Origin of the sequence: Pantoea cypripedii (genome assembly GCF_002095535.1) — a bacterium.
Taxonomy (GTDB): Bacteria; Pseudomonadota; Gammaproteobacteria; order Enterobacterales; family Enterobacteriaceae; genus Pantoea; species Pantoea cypripedii.
On sequence record NZ_MLJI01000001.1, the window covers coordinates 1,373,625 to 1,390,081 of the forward strand.

Here is a 16,457-nt window from a genome sequence, read left to right on the forward strand (position 1 = left end):
ATTTAAAACAGCGCGATAAATCGCACCGCTACGATAATTGCCAGTTTAAGAAACGTGCTGCAAAAACTCGCGCAGACGATCGCTCGGCGGGTTGGTGATCAACTCGTCCGGGTTGCCATCTTCAGCGATGGTGCCTTTATCAATAAAGATCAGGCGTGAAGCCACTTTCTGGGCGAAGCCCACTTCGTGCGTCACGATCACCATGGTCATGCCTTCTTCGGCCAGATCCTGCATCACTTTCAGCACTTCATGACGCAGTTCCGGGTCAAGTGCCGAGGTTGGCTCATCGAACAGCATCATTTTCGGCTTCACCGCCAGCGCACGGGCAATCGCCACGCGCTGCTGCTGACCACCGGACAGTTCTGACGGGAAGTGGTGTGCACGTTCAGCAAGACCGACTTTGCCCAGCAGTTCACGCGCCAGTTTTTGCGCGTCTTCTTTCTTCGCACCACGTACGCGGATCGGACCAAAGGCCACGTTATCCAGCGCGCTCATTTGCGGGAACAGGTGGAACTGCTGGAACACCATGCCCGCTTCCTGACGAATCAGGCGCTCGTCGACTTTCGGGTCGTTAACCTTCATGCCATCAACGATCAGGTCACCGGTGGTGATCTCTTCCAGCTTGTTAATACAACGCAGCAGCGTTGATTTACCGGAGCCCGAAGGGCCGATAATCACCACCACTTCACCCTGATTAATTTTCAGGTTGATGTCGTGCAGTACCTGCGTCTGGCCGAAGTTTTTAGAGACGTTTTTAAATTCAATCACAGGATTTTCACCCTTTTCTCAATACGGCGCAGCACAAAGCTCAACACCAGCGTAATAATCAGATAGATGACGGCAACAGCGCTCCAGATCTCCAGCGCGCGGAAGTTACCGGCGATGATCTCCTGGCCCTGACGGGTCAGTTCGGCCACGCCAATGACGATAAACAGCGAGGTGTCTTTGATGCTGACAATCCACTGGTTACCCAGCGGCGGCAGCATACGGCGCAGCGCCAGCGGCATGATCACATAGCGCAGCGTTTCGCGGCGCGACAGACCCAGCGCCAGACCGGCCTCACGGAAGCCTTTGTTGATCGACAGCACCGCACCACGGGTGATTTCCGCGATATAGGCACCGGAGTTGATCATGATGGTCACCACCGCGGCAGTGAACGGATCAATACGTAAATCCGGGAAAGCCATCGGCAGGGCGAAGTAGATAAACATCACCTGCACCACAATCGGCGTGCCGCGAATTAATTCAATGAAAACCAATGCGATGTTGTTAGCGATCCAGCCGCCGTAAGCGCGGGCGAAACCGGCGACCAGGCCGATAATCAAACCGCCGATCAAGCCGAGGACCGAAATAATCAGGGTCATTTTGGCGCCTTCCAGCAAAATCGGGATGGCAGGCCAAATGACGCTCCAGTCAAACTCCATGGTGGAACTCCAGAATCTGTTGCGATGGAAAAAGCAGGGCGGAATCAGCCCTGCTTCAAAGATAAAAATAGAACAAAATGCGAATTATTTAGGCTCGCTGCCGAACCATTTTTTATAGATGGTGTTGTAAGTGCCGTTTTCGCGCAGGGTTTTCAGCGCGCCGTTCACTTTTTCACGCAGGTCGTCGCTGCCTTTCGGGAAAGCGATGCCGTACTGCTGAGCTTCGATAGATTCGCCAACCGCTTTGAAGCGGCCTTTGCCCGCAGTGTGGATGAAGTACAGGATGTTCGGGGTATCGTGCAGCACAGCGTCAGCACGGTTGGTGCCTAACTCCATGTAGGCGTTGTCGATGTTCGGGAACTGACGCAGATCTTTTGATTTGATGTGCGCTTTCGCGTAATCAACAGAACCGGTACCGCTTTTCACTGCCACGACTTTGCCGTTCAGATCATCGATACTTTTGATGTTGTTTTCGTTTTCACGCACCATCACCAGCAGACCACTTTTGTAGTAGCCGTCTGAGAATTCAATCGCTTTCTTACGCTCGTCAGTAATGGTGATACCGGCCAGCGCCAGATCCACGTTACGGGTTTGCAGTGCCGGGATGATGCCGCTGAAATCCATTGGCTTCAGGGTGTAATCCAGTTTCAGCTCTTTCGCGATAGCTGCCCACAGATCGATATCAAAGCCGACGTACTGGTCGCCCTGCTTAAATTCGAACGGAACGAAAGCGGTGTCGGTGGCGACAACCAGTTTTTTGTCTGCTGCGGTGGATGAAAGGGAGAAGGCCAGCGCCAGGGCTGCCACGGAGACTTTAATCAGTGACTTCATCATTTTTCCTTATTACCTTCCAGACCAGCTGGCCTGATTTGCGGCTAATCATATGAAAAAATTATGCCAACTTTTCATTTGTCGCGAAATCAGCAGCTTGCATAGCATGGCTGACACGATTTTGCATGTATAGAGGAATTTGCACCAATATGAAGCACCAAAATAGTGCGCGGTGCTGTTGTGGTGCAGATCGCAGTTTGCACCAGAGCGCAGGGCAGGGAAAGCAGGGATGAAGAAATTGTTAACGGTGTCAAAAAAAGCACCAGGATGTTACACAGACATAAAAAAAGGCGGGGAAACCCGCCTTGTTAGGAATTTGCTGATTATTCGATATTGGATTCGATAAACCACAGGAACTTATCGAGATCACGTGAAGCCGCGGTGAAAATATCCGCACTGTCTTCGTCACTCACTTCGCTGATCGCCTTGCGTACGTCGTTAGCGACGATGGCATAACGGTCGGCTAACGCTTTTAGGTGATCCTGCACGCTGTGAATGTTAAGCGGGTAGCTTTTCAGCGGTGTCTTGTCATTAACAACCTGGGTCGTACCCAGGGCAACGCCACCCAGCTGTACCACGCGCTCTGCGATGGTGTCCTGATGATCGGTAATCGCGGTACGGAAGCCATCCAGCATTTCATGCACCGCAATGAAGTTCGCTCCGCGCATGTTCCAGTGCGCCTGTTTGGTGATCAGCGACAGGTCAATAAACTCCACGACCAGACGGTTGAGAACCTCAATGGTGGCTTTCTTCTCACTATCAGCCACGTCGTTGCGGGTGTAAATCAGATCGGAAGATTTTGTTTTAACCAGTTTTGCGGTACTCATCATTAAAGTCCTCTCGTTGATGGGTTGTCCTAATCAAGCACGGGACTAAGTATAGCAGCACTTCTCTGCGATGCAGGATTGATTCAGTCAATATCAGGAATAGGTAAACACAAATTGATCATCGGCAATGGATTAAACGCTGATGGGAAGGGTTTTCAGGAAAGTTTAAGATTATCAGTTGGATAAAATATGACTGTTAATTATCGTTCATCAATGTTGCAAAATAATAACAGAATGGTCGAAGCAACAATTAAAAAGTGATAATGAGAACAGTTTATATATTCAGCTGACCCGTCGGCCAGCTGAATATAGCGCGGATCACTGCGGCGGATTTAAATCGACTTCATTAATTTGCGCCGCTTTTTGTTTCATGGTCAGGGTGGAACCGGCGGAAGCGATAATGATCGCCAACAGAGCAATCCACTGTTTTAGCGTCAGCAATTCGCCAAGAAACAACATGCCGGATAACGCCGCCATGGCGGGTTCCAGGCTCATCAGCGTGCCAAAAATGCGTGCAGGGAGGCGGGTTAACGCCATCATTTCCAGTGAATAGGGAATGGCGCTGGAGAGCAGCGCAATCAGCAACGCCAGCGGTAAAATTTCCCAATGCCAGATGCCGCTATGCGCAAAGGTCAATCCGAGCGGGACAAAAATGATCGAGGCGACGAGTGAACCCATCGCTACTGTAGCCGGGCCATGCTCGGCCCCGGCGCGTTGTCCCGCCAGAATATAAATCGCCCAGCAGGCACCGGCACCGACCGCCAGCAAGGCACCGAGCGGATCAATATGGCTCATCCCTTCGCCAATCGGCAGCAGGAACCACAGACCGGTTACCGCCAGCAGCACCCAGAGGAAATCCAGCGGACGGCGTGATCCCAGCAGCGCCAGCGTCAGCGGGCCGGTAAATTCCAGGCCAACCGCCACGCCGAGTGGCACGGTGCGGATCGAGAGATAAAACAGATAGTTCATACAGCCGAGCGCCAGGCCATACATCAGCAGCGGCATGCGCTGCTCACGCGTGAAGCGCAAACGCCAGGGTTTAAAGATGGCGCAGAGAATCAGGGTGCCAAGCCCGAGACGCAGCGCGGTGATACCGGGTGCGCCTACGGTGGGGAACAGTGATTTTGCCAGTGATGCGCCGCCTTGCAGCGAGAGCATAGCAATCAGCAACACCGCGATGGGGAAAAACACCGGCGTCAGTTTTTTGGCAGTCAGAGGTGCGGACATCCTGGAATCAATTCCTGTTGTTATTAACATCAAAGTAACAGCCAGCAGTGTAAAGGAATTGAAGGCAAATAAGGAGGCGCACATCAGGTAAAAATAAGCGAAACGACTGATGCGAAAATAGCCAAATCCAGGGCCAGTTAAGTAAAGAAATGTCAGATTAGTTTAGGAATTTACTTAAAGGTGTGACTGAGAGACAGAAAATTCATTGCAAAAAGATGACGTTTTTTATAAGAAAAATGAATGACATAGGAAACTTCATTAACTTTCTGTTACACCAAACAATCTGTTAGACAACAAAATAGCGGCAGAGTTTCGCGCTATTTTTTGTTATATTTTCAGCGTTGTCAGGAGAGAAGTTTTATCACATTTGAGGTGGGTATGAAAAAAATTGCATGTCTTTCAGCACTGGCTTGTGTACTGGCAGTATCCGCAGGTTCTGCCATGGCTCAGAGCACCGTTACCGGTGGTTACGCTCAGAGCGATATGCAGGGTGTTGCCAACAAAGCTAACGGCTTCAACCTGAAATACCGTTACGAAGATGGTACTAACCCGCTGGGTTGGATCGGTTCTTTCACCTATACCGAGAAAGACCGTACTGACGCTGGCGTGTACAACAAAGGCCAGTACTACGGCATTACCGGTGGTCCTGCTTACCGTCTGAATGACTGGGCGAGCATCTACGGTGTTGTCGGTATCGGCTACGGTAAATTCCAGGCAAACGGTGTTGACCGTCAGAAATCTGACACCAGCGACGTAGGTTTCTCCTACGGTGCCGGTATGCAGTTCAACCCGATTCAGAACGTTGCACTGGACGTGGGCTACGAGCAGAGCCGCATCCGCAGCGTCGACGTGGGCACCTGGATTGCTGGCGTAGGTTACAGCTTCTAAGTTTTTGCTTAGACCAGAGTTGCAAACAAAAACGGCCCTATGGGCCGTTTTTTTATGCTTGTCGCGGTGCGATTTATCGGGCATTTTTCAGCCGATATGCAAAAACGGCACGATAAATCGCGCCGTCAGATAATGTACGTCAGAGGGAGTGCTTAACCGCGCCAGATCAGGTTTGGGCAGGGACGTTCAGCGATTTTTTTTCCGGTGAGCTTTTCGATCAGCATCAGACGCAGCGCAAACGGTGAGCGGGTCAACAGGCACAGCAGTGACTTCAACTCGAAAGCCGATGTGCTTTTTTCCGCCTGGAAGCATTTGCCACAGTCGAGGCAGCTTTTCATGGTGGTCATGTTCACCTCCCGATTATTGACGACGTAACAGTAAGCACAGCCCTGCGATGAACAGCAGGAAAAGGAGCAACAGCAAATAAGGTTCATGCATTTTTTGTCTCCTTTGTGAGCATTGCTGCTTACATTATCAGCGAATATAGCACTGGCTATACCCTTTAGCCAATGCTATTTAGGAAAATTTTGTGCTTATTTGTGCCTGGTTTACAATGAGCGCAGCCAGCCCGTACCGCAGTTCTGGTACGGCAAATAATAAAGAGGAAGCTGAATGAGTCGTCGTGCCAAGAGCGCCATCACCCCGCCACAGGGACCGCTTAAAGATATTGAGGAGCATGTCGAAGGATTTCGCCAGGTGCGCGAAGCGCATCGTCGTGAATTAATTGATGACTACGTTGAGTTAATCTCTGATTTAATTGGTGAATTTGGCGAAGCTCGTCAGGTCGATATGGCCGCTCGTCTCGGTGTTTCGCAACCCACCGTGGCGAAAATGCTGAAGCGTCTCGGCAGTGCTGGTCTGGTGGAACAGGTGCCATACCGTGGTGTTTTCCTGACGCGTGAAGGCGAAAAACTGGCAGAAGAGAGCCGTGCGCGTCATCACATTGTGGAAACTTTCCTGCTGGCGCTGGGCATCAGCCCGGAAACGGCGCGTCGTGATTCGGAAGGTATTGAACATCATGTCAGTGATGAAACCCTCGCTGTTTTCCAGAAATTCTACGAGAGTCGCTAACTTTTTTTAAGGCCTTCCGCCACCATGCCCATCGTGCTTCGCTCGTTAATGCGTGATCGCATTTTGCATTTGCTGTTGTTGCTGGGCGTGATTTTGCTGCCACTGGCGGATTTCCGCTGGCAGCAGTTACCCGGTGCCGTTGACTGGCACACCATCATGACGCTCACCGGGCTATTGATGTTGACCAAAGGCCTGGAAAACAGCGGTTATTTTGATGTGCTGGGCGCGCGCCTGATTCAGCGCTTCTCCCATGAGCGTGCGCTGGCGCTGTTTATGGTGTGCGCTGCCGCGCTGCTCTCGACCTTTCTCACCAATGATGTCGCGTTGTTTATTCTGGTCCCGCTGACGCTGACTTTACGTAAGTTCTCCCGCCTGCCGATTTCGCGCCTGATCATCTTCGAAGCGCTGGCGGTGAATGCCGGATCGCTGCTGACCCCGGTGGGCAACCCGCAAAATATTTTGCTGTGGAGCCACGGTACGCTGAGCGTATCGGGGTTTATTCTGCAAATGCTACCGCTTGCCGCCTGGCTGATGCTGACGCTAATGGCACTGACATGGTGGAGTTTTTCCGCGCGTACCATCCAGAAACATGCCCAGACGGAGGCGCATCAGTGGCAAAAGCCGCTGTTTATCCTCAGCGTGGTGCTGTATCTGGTGTTTGTGGTGGCGCTGGAGCTTAAGCTCACCGGCTGGGCATTGCTGCTGGTGGCGGGATGTTTTCTGCTGTTGGCACGTCAGGTGCTGATCAGCATCGACTGGAGCCTGCTGCTGGTGTTTGTCGCCATGTTTATCGATGTCTTTCTGCTGATGCATCTGCCGTGGTTACAACCGCATTTTGCCGCCATTGGTCAACTGGGTGAGGGCGGGTTATACCTGCTGGCGATAGGTCTGTCGCAAATCATCAGCAATGTCCCTTCAACCATTCTGCTGTTGCAAAAAGTGCCACCCAGCGAAGTGCTGGCCTGGGCGGTCAATATCGGTGGTTTTGGTCTGTTGCCCGGTTCGCTGGCGAATCTGATCGCGCTGCGTATGGCGCAGGATCGCCGCGTCTGGTGGCGCTTCCATCTGTTTTCACTGCCGATGCTGGCGTGGTCGATGCTGAGCGGCTGGCTGTTGCTGCAGTGGCTGCGCTAACCCAGCGAATTCTCTTCCCGTAGCGCGGTTAGCCGTCGCATATTCAGTATGTTATCGCGCATTTTTGCCGAAAATGCGCGCGTTCGCCGTTTTGTAAAGAAACACTGGAATTTGTCAATTTCTTATCTAAGGTTAACTTGACCGTTTACGCCCGGGGATCGGGGCCAGGATTAAGATGACAACTTATGAGTGATAACGAAAATCAGCCGTCAGCGAGCAACACGCAGGATCCGCATCAGGCAGCAGCAACCCACTCCCAATCGTCAGAAAACAATGAGCCGGAACGCAAGCGCCCAGGCAAAAAGCCACTGATCATCCTCGTGATTGTCGCGGTGATCATGCTGCTGGTGATTTTCTGGTTCTGGTTCAGCAACCGCAATATTGAAACCACCGATGATGCCTTTACCGAAGGCAATGCGGTCACGATCGCACCCAAAGCCGCCGGTTATGTGGTGAAACTGCTGGTACGGGATAACCAGCGGGTGAAGCAGGGTGATTTGCTGGTGGAAATTGACCCACGGGACAACATCGCGCAGCGTGATCAGGCTAAGGCGCAGCTGGGATTGGCGCAGGCGCAACTGCATCAGGCCCAGGCGCAACTGGCGCTGTCGCGCGTGCAATATCCGGCACAGCGCGATCAGGCGTTAGCCGACCAGGCCAAAGCGCAGGCGAATTTGCTCAATGCGCAGGCTGATTATCGTCGGCAGCGCGGCGTCGATCCGCGCGCCACCTCGCAGCGCAATATCGATACCGCCACGGTGCAATTACGTTCTGCCGAGGCGCAGCTGGAGAGCGCGAAAGCGCAGGTGGAAGTGGCCTCGCAGGTGGCTTTGCAGATTCGTGCCCAGGAAACCAACGTCGAAGCACGTCAGCAACAGGTGGAGCAGGCGCAGGCGCAGCTGAACACTGCCGAACTGAATCTTTCCTATACCCAGGTGCGCGCGCCCTATGACGGGTTCGTCACCAAACGTAATGTCCATATTGGCTCGCTGGTGCAGGCAGGGACGGCGCTGTTCTCGCTGGTGTCACCGGATATCTGGATTACCGCCAACTTTAAAGAGTCGCAGCTGGAACGCATGAATACGGGCGATAAAGTGGCTATCAGTGTCGATGCCTGGCCGAGCCTGAAGCTGGAAGGGCATGTGGACAGCATTCAGATGGGCACCGGCTCACGTTTCTCGACCTTCCCGGCTGAGAACGCCACCGGGAATTACGTCAAGATTGTCCAGCGCGTCCCGGTGAAAATTGTCATCGATAAAGGTCTTGATGCCAATCACCCGCTGCCGCTCGGACTGTCGGTTGAACCGAAGGTGACAGTGGAATGAGTGCCAGCCAGAGCTGGAAACCCGCCAGCAATCCCTGGCTGGTCGCAATCATGGTCACGCTGGCGGTGTTTATGGAGATCCTCGACACCACTATCGTTAACGTCGCGTTGCCGCATATTGCGGGATCGCTCTCCTCCAGTTATGACGAATCCACCTGGGTACTGACCTCGTATCTGGTGGCGAATGGCATCGTACTGCCGATCTCGGCCTTCTTTACCCGCCTGTTTGGCCGCAAGCGGTTCTTCATGATCTGCATCGTGATGTTCACCGTCTGTTCATTCCTGTGCGGCATCGCCACCGAACTGTGGCAAATCATCTTGTTCCGGGTGCTACAGGGCTTCTTCGGCGGGGGATTGCAGCCGACACAGCAATCGGTGCTGCTCGACTATTTCAAACCAGAAGATCGTGGCAAGGCATTTGGCCTCTCCTCCATTGCGATCATCGTGGCGCCGGTGATTGGCCCGACGCTGGGCGGCTGGATCACCGATAACTACAGCTGGCGTTGGGTGTTCTTTATCAATATTCCGGTGGGGATTCTGACGGTGCTGGCGATTTACCAGCTGCTGGAAGACCCGCCGTGGGAAAGCAAGTGGAGCAAAGGTCGCCTGAAGATCGACTATATCGGCATCGGGTTGATCACCATTGGGCTGGGCTGTTTACAGGTGATGCTGGATCGTGGTGAGGATGAAGACTGGTTCGCTTCCCACTTTATCCGGTTGTTCGCCGGGCTGGCGGTGGTCGGCATTGTCGGGGCGGTGTACTGGCTGTTGTACGTGCGTAAACCGGTGGTGGATCTGACGGTAATGAAGGACCGCAACTTCTGGGTTGCCGGGTTGCTGATGGCGGGCATGGCGATGATTCTGTACGGCAGTTCGGTGGTGTTGCCACAGCTGGCACAGCAGGATCTGGGATATACCGCCACCTGGTCGGGGTTGGTGCTGTCGCCCGGTGCCGTATTGATTGTGCTCACCATCCCGCTGGTGCTGAAGCTGATGCCAATCGTGCAGACGCGTTACATCATCGCCTTTGGCTTCACCTGTCTGACGCTGGCGTTTCTCTATTCCACCCGACTGACTCCGAATGTGGACTTCACCACCCTGGTCATGATGCGCAGCGCCCAGTCGATTGGCCTCGGCTTCCTGTTTGTGCCGCTCACCACCATCGCTTTTGTCACCATACCGCAGCGTCTCAATGCCGATGCGGCGGCGTTGTTTACCATGTTCCGTAACGTCGCGGGATCGATTGGCATTTCGCTCTCGACTGCCGCGATTACCGAGCGTATGCAGACGCAGTCGGCCAATATGGTGCATAACATGTCGCCGCTGAATGAGCCCTTCAACCTGACGCTGCAACACTGGGCGCAGGCCATCCGTGATTACACCACTGCGGTGGGCGATCCGCTGCAACTTGCCAGCGGTCAGCTTTACCAGGAGATGATTGCCCAGGCGCGCATTCTGGCTTATATCGACGTGTTTATGGGGCTGAGTATCGTGGCGTTGCTGTTGATTCCTTTTTGTTGGTTGCTTTCGCCGATCAAGAGCGAAGGCAGTGCAGGAGCACATTAAAATGAATAAGCCGTTGCGCTTTGCACCGTCACTGACTGCTCTGGCGCTGCTGCTGGCCGGATGTGCGGTGGGTCCCGATTATCAGCCACCCCATGCGCAAACGCCGGGCAGTTACCACGATTTAGCGTCACAGGAAGCATCAAAACCGCTCTCCGCCGCCACCAATCCGCTGTGGTGGAAAACCTTTAATGACCCGCAGCTCGACAGTCTGATTACGCGCGCCATCGCCGATAACCTGACGCTACAACAGGCGGTGCTGCGCATTGCCGGGGCGCGTGAACAGCTGGCGCAGGCACGGGGAGGATTATTTCCCAGTATAAGCGGCTCCGCGAAGGTGACGCGTCAGCAGCTTGGGCTGAAAGGGTTGCTGGAATCGAACGGAGTTTACAATCAGGTAGACAGCGATGTGGCGGATCAGCTTAATGGCCTGACTCACTCGGTGAATTTGTATCAGGGCAGTTTCGATGCCAGCTGGGAACTGGATCTGTGGGGCAAAGTCCGGCGGCAGATGGAAATGGCCAATGCGCAGCAGCAGGCGGCGATTGAGCAACGTAATGATGCGCTGGTGTCGCTACAGGCGGAAGTGGCGCGGGCTTATCTGCAACTGCGCGGCGCGCAGGCGGTGCTGCAAACGCTGCAACAGCAAATCGCTATCGCACAGCAAACCTCTGAGCTGACGCAAAGCCAGCAGCGCAATGGTATGGCTCCGCTCACCGATGTGGAGAATGCCCGCGCGCAACTGGCTTCGCTTAATGCGCAGCTGCCGCAGTATCAGGCGCAGGAACATCAGGCGATGAATGGTCTGGCGGTGTTACTGGGTAAAACGCCGGGATCGCTGGATAACGAACTGGCGAACGATAAGCCGCTGCCGGTGCTGCCCAAACTGGTATCGGTCGGCATTCCTTCCACGCTGGCGCGCCGTCGCCCGGATATCCGTCAGGCTGAAGCCACCTTACACGCGCAAACCGCCAACATTGGCGTCTCGGTGGCCGAGCTGTTCCCCAGTCTGTCTCTCACCGGACAACTCGGGGTACGCAACACCGATGCCAGCTATCTCGATAACTGGAGCAGCCACTTTTACAGCATCGGCCCCTCGTTATCGATACCGATTTTCCAGGGCGGACAACTGGTGGCGAACGTGAAACTGGCGCGTGCAGAGCAGGCCAATGCGGCGCTGGCGTATCGTCAGACAGTGCTTACCGCATTGCAGGACGTGGAAAATGCGCTGGTCAGTTACCGCGCCGATCAGCAGCAGGTCACCGCGCTGACTGAAACCGCCGATGCGTTGCAACATGCTTTTGACCTTGCCACCGACAGCTATCGTCAGGGCATTTCGACTTTCCTTGACGTGCTGGATGCGCAACGTCAGCTGGCGCAGGCGCAGGCACAATTAACCCAGGCGCGGATGCAAACGGCACTGGATCTGGTAGCGCTGTATAAAGCCCTCGGCGGCGGCTGGGAGCCTTATCAGAACGTCAACCTGCCGGACTATTCGGTGTTTGGTCCGGCAACCACGGTGAAATAACCCCTGCTGACCGCAGGTTTTTATCTGCGGTCTTCTCTCCGATGAAATAACATCGCTGACATTGTCCTGGCAAATTAACCGGGGGCGACCGGGGCGACGTGACCATGACATAAATAAAAAAATGCCGCCGTAAAACATGTTTTTGTCAGGTTATTAATCTTTGTTTACCTTTGTGTTCACTTCTGCAGCAGACAAAGTGCTGGCTTAAAATCGATGCAAGTTCCAGCAGGTGGTACAAGTTATAGGGTTAATTCAGGTTTAATAAAAGCGGCTTCACAGATTTAATCAACCGCGTGATCAATATTGTCATCACTTAAGAATTATCCGCGATGTAAAATTAATTTGTTTTTTATTTGAATTGGGTAGTCTTGCCGCTACAGTTTATTTAAACCCCTTAAGCAAGGACATTGTGATGAGTGACGCATTTAAAGTTCTGAACAACATTCGCACATTACGTGCGCAGGCTCGTGAACTGCCGCTGACCGATCTGGAAGAGATTCTGGAAAAATTAACCGTGGTAGTCACTGAGCGTCGTGACGAAGTTGAAGCCGAAGAAGTACAGAATCGCGAAAAAGAAGAGAAACTGTCTAAATACCGCGAAATGCTGCTGGCTGATGGCATCGACCCGAACGAATTACTGGGTGCGCTGGATACCGGTAAAAAACGCGCTAAGCGCGCACCGCGTCCGGCAAAATATTCTTACACTGATGAGAACGGTGAAGAGAAATCCTGGACAGGTCAGGGTCGTACTCCGGCAGCGATTAAAAAGGCGCTGGATGCTGGCAAAAGCCTCGACAGCTTCCTGATCAAATAATCTGCACAATCCTTGTAGACGGGAGCCGAAGGTGGCATGCACCTTCGGCTTTTTTATTTCTGTCGTAGCAACAATACGCTACCGGCCAACCGCACAAGCTGACAGGCGCAATGGTGGCGTCCTGGGCCCTGCTTCTGGCATAATGCCCGCTGTTTTTTCCTCCACTGCGTAACAAAGGTCAATGCCGTGTTAGTTTCCAGCAATATCACCATGCAGTTCGGCAGTAAGCCGCTGTTTGAGAATATCTCCGTTAAGTTTGGCGGCGGTAATCGTTACGGTTTAATCGGTGCAAACGGCAGCGGTAAATCGACCTTCATGAAAATACTGGGCGGCGACCTGGTGCCATCGGCGGGAAATGTTTCCCTCGATCCTAACGAACGTATCGGTAAGCTGCGTCAGGACCAGTTTGCGTTTGAGCAATATAGCGTGCTCGATACCGTGATTATGGGTCACCAGGAATTATGGACCGTGAAGCAGGAGCGTGATCGGATATATGCTCTGCCGGAAATGAGCGAAGAGGAGGGCTATAAAGTGGCCGACCTCGAAGTGCTATACGGTGAAATGGATGGTTACAGTGCCGAATCCCGCGCAGGGGAATTATTACTGGGTGTGGGTATTCCGGTGGAGCAGCATTACGGACCGATGAGTGAAATTGCTCCCGGCTGGAAATTACGTGTGCTGCTGGCGCAGGCGCTGTTTGCTAATCCGGATATTCTGTTGCTCGATGAACCGACCAACAACCTGGATATTGATACGATTCGCTGGCTGGAGCAGGTACTGAACGAACGCAACAGTACCATGATCATCATTTCGCATGACCGTCATTTTCTGAATATGGTTTGCACCCATATGGCAGATCTGGATTACGGTGAGCTGCGTGTTTATCCGGGTAATTACGACGAATATATGACCGCAGCGACCCAGGTGCGTGATCGTTTATTATCGGATAACGCGAAAAAGAAAGCGCAAATTGCCGAGCTGCAATCTTTTGTCAGCCGTTTTAGCGCTAACGCCTCAAAATCACGTCAGGCAACTTCACGCGCGAAACAGATTGATAAAATCAAACTGGATGAAGTGAAAGCCTCCAGCCGTCAGAACCCTTATATCCGTTTTGACCAGGATAAGAAGCTGTTCCGTAATGCGCTGGAAGTGGAAGCCATCACCAAAGGTTTCGATAACGGTCCGTTATTTAAAAATCTCAACCTGCTGTTAGAAGTGGGAGAGAAAATGGCGGTGCTGGGTGCCAATGGTATCGGTAAAACCACCTTGCTGAAAACGCTGGTAGGTGAACTGACGCCGGAAAGCGGTACGGTGAAGTGGTCAGAAAATGCGCGCATTGGTTATTACGCGCAGGATCATGCTGCCGATTTTGCCGATGATCTGACGGTGTTTGACTGGATGAGCCAGTGGAAACAGGAAAGCGACGATGAGCAGGCGGTGCGCAGCATTCTGGGCCGTCTGTTGTTCAGCCAGGACGATATCAAAAAGCCAGCCAAAGTGCTTTCCGGTGGTGAGAAGGGGCGCATGCTGTTTGGTAAGCTGATGATGCAAAAGCCGAACATCCTGATCATGGACGAACCGACCAACCACCTCGATATGGAATCGATCGAATCGCTCAATATGGCGCTGGAGATGTATGAAGGCACGCTGATTTTTGTGTCGCATGACCGTGAGTTTGTTAGCTCGCTGGCGACCCGTGTGCTGGAATTTAAAGGCGACCGCGTGGTGGACTTCACCGGCAACTACGAAGATTATCTGCGTAGCCAGGGTATCGTTTAATTAACAACCGTCGCGGCGTTATTTTTCGCGCCGCGACGTTGATGTGCCCATTATCCCTTACCGCACACCTCACAATGCGCGTCCTGCGCCACTTTCATACTGCGAAACTCAGCGCTTAACGCATCGTACATCAGCAACCGTGAGCTGGCCGGTGTGCCAAAAGCCGTCAACACCTTCAGCGTTTCCATTGCCTGCATGGCTCCCATCACCCCAACCAGCGGTGACATCACCCCGGCTTCGACGCAGCTGAGCGCCTGCTCGCCAAACAAACGGCTGATACAACGATAGCAGGGCGTACCGGGCTGCCAGGTAAACACGCTGAGCTGGCCTTCCATACGAATGGCGGCTGCGGAAATCAGCGGCACCTGGTGCTGCCGGCACAAGCGATTGACCTGCTCCCGGGTGCCGACATTATCGCTGCAATCCAGCACCGCGTCATGGCGCGCAATCAGCGCTGACAACGCAGCATCATCAAGCTGCGCATTGATCGTTTCCAGCAAACAATGCGGGTTAATGGCCGCCAGCTGAAGCGCGGCGGAGTCCACTTTTGCCATGCCGATGGTGCTGTCGCGATGCAGAATCTGACGTTGCAGATTACTGAGCGCCACGGTATCGAAGTCAAGCAGGGTGAGATGTCCCACACCCGACGCGGCCAGATAAGGGGCGGCGGCACAACCCAGACCACCCAGACCGATGACCAGCACGCGGGCCGCTTTCAGCTTTTCCTGGCCGTCAAAATCGAAGCCACGCAGCACGATCTGTCGGTTGTAACGCAGCATCTCCTCATCGCTCAGCTCAGCGTGCATTTATCCCTCCAGCAGGCTGTTAAAGGGTTCAACATCCACCCATTCACCCGCTTCAACATTACCGCGTTCGCGTTCCAGCACGATAAAGCAGTTAGCCAGCGCGAACGAACTGAACACGTGTGATCCCTGCGGCCCGGTGCTGTGCACTTCCAGCGTACCGTCTGCGCCACGGCTGAACACGCCGCGCTGAAAATCGAGGCGGCCCGGTGATTTTTTCAGGCGCTGTGCGGCTCGGGCGCGCAGACGCGGCGGCATCACCGCGGTTTTCTGCCCGGTGAGGGTCGCCAGCAGCGGTTGTACCAGTTGATAGAAGGTCACCGCAGCGGAGACCGGGTTGCCCGGCAGGCCACAGAACCAGCTGTTGGCCAGGCGGCCAAAGGCAAAAGGTTTGCCTGGTTTGATGGCCAGTTTCCAGAAAGTGATGGCACCTAATTCTTCCAGCATCGCTTTGGTAAAGTCGGCTTCACCCACTGAGACGCCACCGGTGCTGATCACCACATCGGCCTGGCGATCCGCTTCGCTAAATGCCTGGCGTAACTGCTCCGGGTCATCCGCAATCACGCCAAGATCGATCACCTCACAGCCGAGGCGTTTCAGCATCAGGGAAACGGTGAAGCGATTGGTGTCGTAAATTTGTCCTGCCGCCAGCGGCGTGCCCACGGCCTGCAATTCGTCGCCGGTGGAGAAGATCGCCACGCGCAGTTTGCGCAGCACGCTGACCTCGGCGATACCGAGTGAGGCCAGCAATGGCAGCTCGGCTGCCCCGAGGCGCACGCCGACATCCAGCACCTGTTTGCCGGTCTGGATATCTTCACCGCTGCGACGGATATGTTGTCCGTCCTTCACCGGTGCGGTGATCACAATGCCGCCGTCACGCTGCTCGGTTTCTTCCTGCATCACCACCGCGTCGCAGCCAGCGGGAACCGGCGCGCCGGTCATAATGCGGATCACGCTGCCTGCGGGCCATTCACCGTTGAAAGGCACACCCGCAAAGGCTTTACCCGCCACCGGCAACACGCGATCTGAGGCGAGATCCGCCAGCCGAACCGCGTAACCGTCCATCGCGGCGTTATCGAACGGCGGCACATCCAGCGGGGATAACACCGGCGCGGCGGTGATGCGTCCGGCGGCTTCAAATAAGGATACCTGTAAGGAGTCGGTAATCGGGGAGAGTTGTGCCAGCATTTTTTGCTGTGCGTCTTCGAGGGAGATTAAGCCTGCGGTAAAGGGTTCCATGTCCA

The 16,457-nt window shown here is 53.9% G+C and carries 16 protein-coding genes; 8 read left to right on the plus strand and 8 right to left on the minus strand.

What is annotated here, in order from left to right; genetic code table 11:
• Window positions 1-45: 45 nt before the first annotated feature.
• From glnQ to rhtA, 5 genes are all read right to left on the minus strand, one after another.
• Complete coding sequence (glnQ, locus tag HA50_RS06325) at window positions 46-768, minus strand: glutamine ABC transporter ATP-binding protein GlnQ (RefSeq protein WP_084873633.1); 723 nt, start codon at window positions 766-768, stop codon at window positions 46-48.
• Entirely contained in the window at window positions 765-1,424 is a 660-nt protein-coding gene (gene glnP, locus HA50_RS06330; RefSeq protein WP_084873634.1) for a glutamine ABC transporter permease GlnP, read from the minus strand. Before glnP ends, glnQ begins: the two co-directional genes overlap by 4 nt.
• Before the next feature lie 84 nt (window positions 1,425-1,508).
• Window positions 1,509-2,255 carry a glutamine ABC transporter substrate-binding protein GlnH gene (glnH, locus tag HA50_RS06335; protein ID WP_084873635.1) on the minus strand — a complete coding sequence of 249 codons (747 nt, stop codon included), beginning with the start codon at window positions 2,253-2,255 and terminating at the stop codon, window positions 1,509-1,511.
• A 323-nt stretch (window positions 2,256-2,578) separates the two neighbouring features.
• Window positions 2,579-3,082, minus strand: a complete 504-nt coding sequence (gene dps, locus HA50_RS06340; RefSeq protein WP_036624544.1) for a DNA starvation/stationary phase protection protein Dps — start codon at window positions 3,080-3,082, stop codon at window positions 2,579-2,581.
• A 318-nt stretch (window positions 3,083-3,400) separates the two neighbouring features.
• Window positions 3,401-4,309, minus strand: a complete 909-nt coding sequence (gene rhtA, locus HA50_RS06345) for a threonine/homoserine exporter RhtA (protein WP_084873636.1) — start codon at window positions 4,307-4,309, stop codon at window positions 3,401-3,403.
• Between the two features lie 378 nt (window positions 4,310-4,687).
• On the opposite strand from rhtA, the gene ompX reads away from it, so the two are divergent.
• On the plus strand, window positions 4,688-5,197 hold the full coding sequence (ompX, locus tag HA50_RS06350) for an outer membrane protein OmpX (RefSeq protein ID WP_084873637.1): 510 nt from the start codon (window positions 4,688-4,690) through the stop codon (window positions 5,195-5,197).
• 152 nt (window positions 5,198-5,349) lie between these two features.
• Here ompX and HA50_RS06355 read toward each other — a convergent pair whose 3' ends face one another.
• The gene (locus HA50_RS06355; protein WP_084873638.1) at window positions 5,350-5,544 is read right to left on the minus strand and encodes a hypothetical protein; all 195 of its coding nucleotides are present in this window, start codon (window positions 5,542-5,544) and stop codon (window positions 5,350-5,352) included.
• Between the two features lie 265 nt (window positions 5,545-5,809).
• Between HA50_RS06355 and mntR the strand changes: the two genes are divergently transcribed.
• From mntR to HA50_RS06390, 7 genes are all read left to right on the plus strand, one after another.
• Window positions 5,810-6,268 (plus strand): manganese-binding transcriptional regulator MntR, encoded by a 459-nt coding sequence (mntR, locus tag HA50_RS06360; RefSeq protein WP_084873639.1) that lies wholly within the window; start codon window positions 5,810-5,812, stop codon window positions 6,266-6,268.
• 24 nt (window positions 6,269-6,292) lie between these two features.
• Window positions 6,293-7,402, plus strand: a complete 1,110-nt coding sequence (locus tag HA50_RS06365) for an SLC13 family permease (RefSeq protein ID WP_084873640.1) — start codon at window positions 6,293-6,295, stop codon at window positions 7,400-7,402.
• A gap of 185 nt (window positions 7,403-7,587) precedes the next feature.
• On the plus strand, window positions 7,588-8,727 hold the full coding sequence (locus HA50_RS06370; protein WP_084873641.1) for an HlyD family secretion protein: 1,140 nt from the start codon (window positions 7,588-7,590) through the stop codon (window positions 8,725-8,727).
• Window positions 8,724-10,292, plus strand: coding sequence for a DHA2 family efflux MFS transporter permease subunit (locus HA50_RS06375; RefSeq protein ID WP_084873642.1), 1,569 nt, complete (start codon window positions 8,724-8,726; stop codon window positions 10,290-10,292). The genes HA50_RS06370 and HA50_RS06375 overlap by 4 nt, the downstream gene beginning before the upstream one ends.
• 1 nt (window position 10,293) lies before the next feature.
• The gene (locus HA50_RS06380; protein WP_084873643.1) at window positions 10,294-11,817 is read left to right on the plus strand and encodes an efflux transporter outer membrane subunit; all 1,524 of its coding nucleotides are present in this window, start codon (window positions 10,294-10,296) and stop codon (window positions 11,815-11,817) included.
• 412 nt (window positions 11,818-12,229) lie between these two features.
• Window positions 12,230-12,631 carry an H-NS family histone-like protein gene (locus HA50_RS06385; protein WP_084873644.1) on the plus strand — a complete coding sequence of 134 codons (402 nt, stop codon included), beginning with the start codon at window positions 12,230-12,232 and terminating at the stop codon, window positions 12,629-12,631.
• A 186-nt stretch (window positions 12,632-12,817) separates the two neighbouring features.
• Entirely contained in the window at window positions 12,818-14,410 is a 1,593-nt protein-coding gene (locus HA50_RS06390) for an ABC-F family ATPase (RefSeq protein ID WP_084873645.1), read from the plus strand.
• Between the two features lie 50 nt (window positions 14,411-14,460).
• Here HA50_RS06390 and moeB read toward each other — a convergent pair whose 3' ends face one another.
• Both moeB and moeA read right to left on the minus strand, forming a co-directional pair.
• The gene (moeB, locus tag HA50_RS06395; protein WP_084873646.1) at window positions 14,461-15,216 is read right to left on the minus strand and encodes a molybdopterin-synthase adenylyltransferase MoeB; all 756 of its coding nucleotides are present in this window, start codon (window positions 15,214-15,216) and stop codon (window positions 14,461-14,463) included.
• Window positions 15,217-16,452: a molybdopterin molybdotransferase MoeA gene (moeA, locus tag HA50_RS06400; protein WP_276329374.1), complete on the minus strand. Its 1,236-nt coding sequence runs from the start codon at window positions 16,450-16,452 to the stop codon at window positions 15,217-15,219.
• Between the last annotated feature and the right edge of the window lie 5 nt (window positions 16,453-16,457).

Excerpts from the sequence above, each read along its gene's own strand:
- rhtA (WP_084873636.1), bottom strand. The coding sequence starts at position 4,309 with ATGTCCGCACCTCTGACTGCCAAAAAACTGACGCCGGTGTTTTTCCCC.
- glnH (WP_084873635.1), bottom strand. The coding sequence starts at position 2,255 with ATGAAGTCACTGATTAAAGTCTCCGTGGCAGCCCTGGCGCTGGCCTTC.
- glnP (WP_084873634.1), bottom strand. The coding sequence starts at position 1,424 with ATGGAGTTTGACTGGAGCGTCATTTGGCCTGCCATCCCGATTTTGCTG.
- HA50_RS06375 (WP_084873642.1), top strand. The coding sequence starts at position 8,724 with ATGAGTGCCAGCCAGAGCTGGAAACCCGCCAGCAATCCCTGGCTGGTC.
- moeA (WP_276329374.1), bottom strand. The coding sequence starts at position 16,452 with ATGGAACCCTTTACCGCAGGCTTAATCTCCCTCGAAGACGCACAGCAA.
- moeB (WP_084873646.1), bottom strand. The coding sequence starts at position 15,216 with ATGCACGCTGAGCTGAGCGATGAGGAGATGCTGCGTTACAACCGACAG.
- HA50_RS06385 (WP_084873644.1), top strand. The coding sequence starts at position 12,230 with ATGAGTGACGCATTTAAAGTTCTGAACAACATTCGCACATTACGTGCG.
- dps (WP_036624544.1), bottom strand. The coding sequence starts at position 3,082 with ATGAGTACCGCAAAACTGGTTAAAACAAAATCTTCCGATCTGATTTAC.
- HA50_RS06380 (WP_084873643.1), top strand. The coding sequence starts at position 10,294 with ATGAATAAGCCGTTGCGCTTTGCACCGTCACTGACTGCTCTGGCGCTG.
- HA50_RS06365 (WP_084873640.1), top strand. The coding sequence starts at position 6,293 with ATGCCCATCGTGCTTCGCTCGTTAATGCGTGATCGCATTTTGCATTTG.
- HA50_RS06355 (WP_084873638.1), bottom strand. The coding sequence starts at position 5,544 with ATGACCACCATGAAAAGCTGCCTCGACTGTGGCAAATGCTTCCAGGCG.
- mntR (WP_084873639.1), top strand. The coding sequence starts at position 5,810 with ATGAGTCGTCGTGCCAAGAGCGCCATCACCCCGCCACAGGGACCGCTT.
- ompX (WP_084873637.1), top strand. The coding sequence starts at position 4,688 with ATGAAAAAAATTGCATGTCTTTCAGCACTGGCTTGTGTACTGGCAGTA.
- HA50_RS06370 (WP_084873641.1), top strand. The coding sequence starts at position 7,588 with ATGAGTGATAACGAAAATCAGCCGTCAGCGAGCAACACGCAGGATCCG.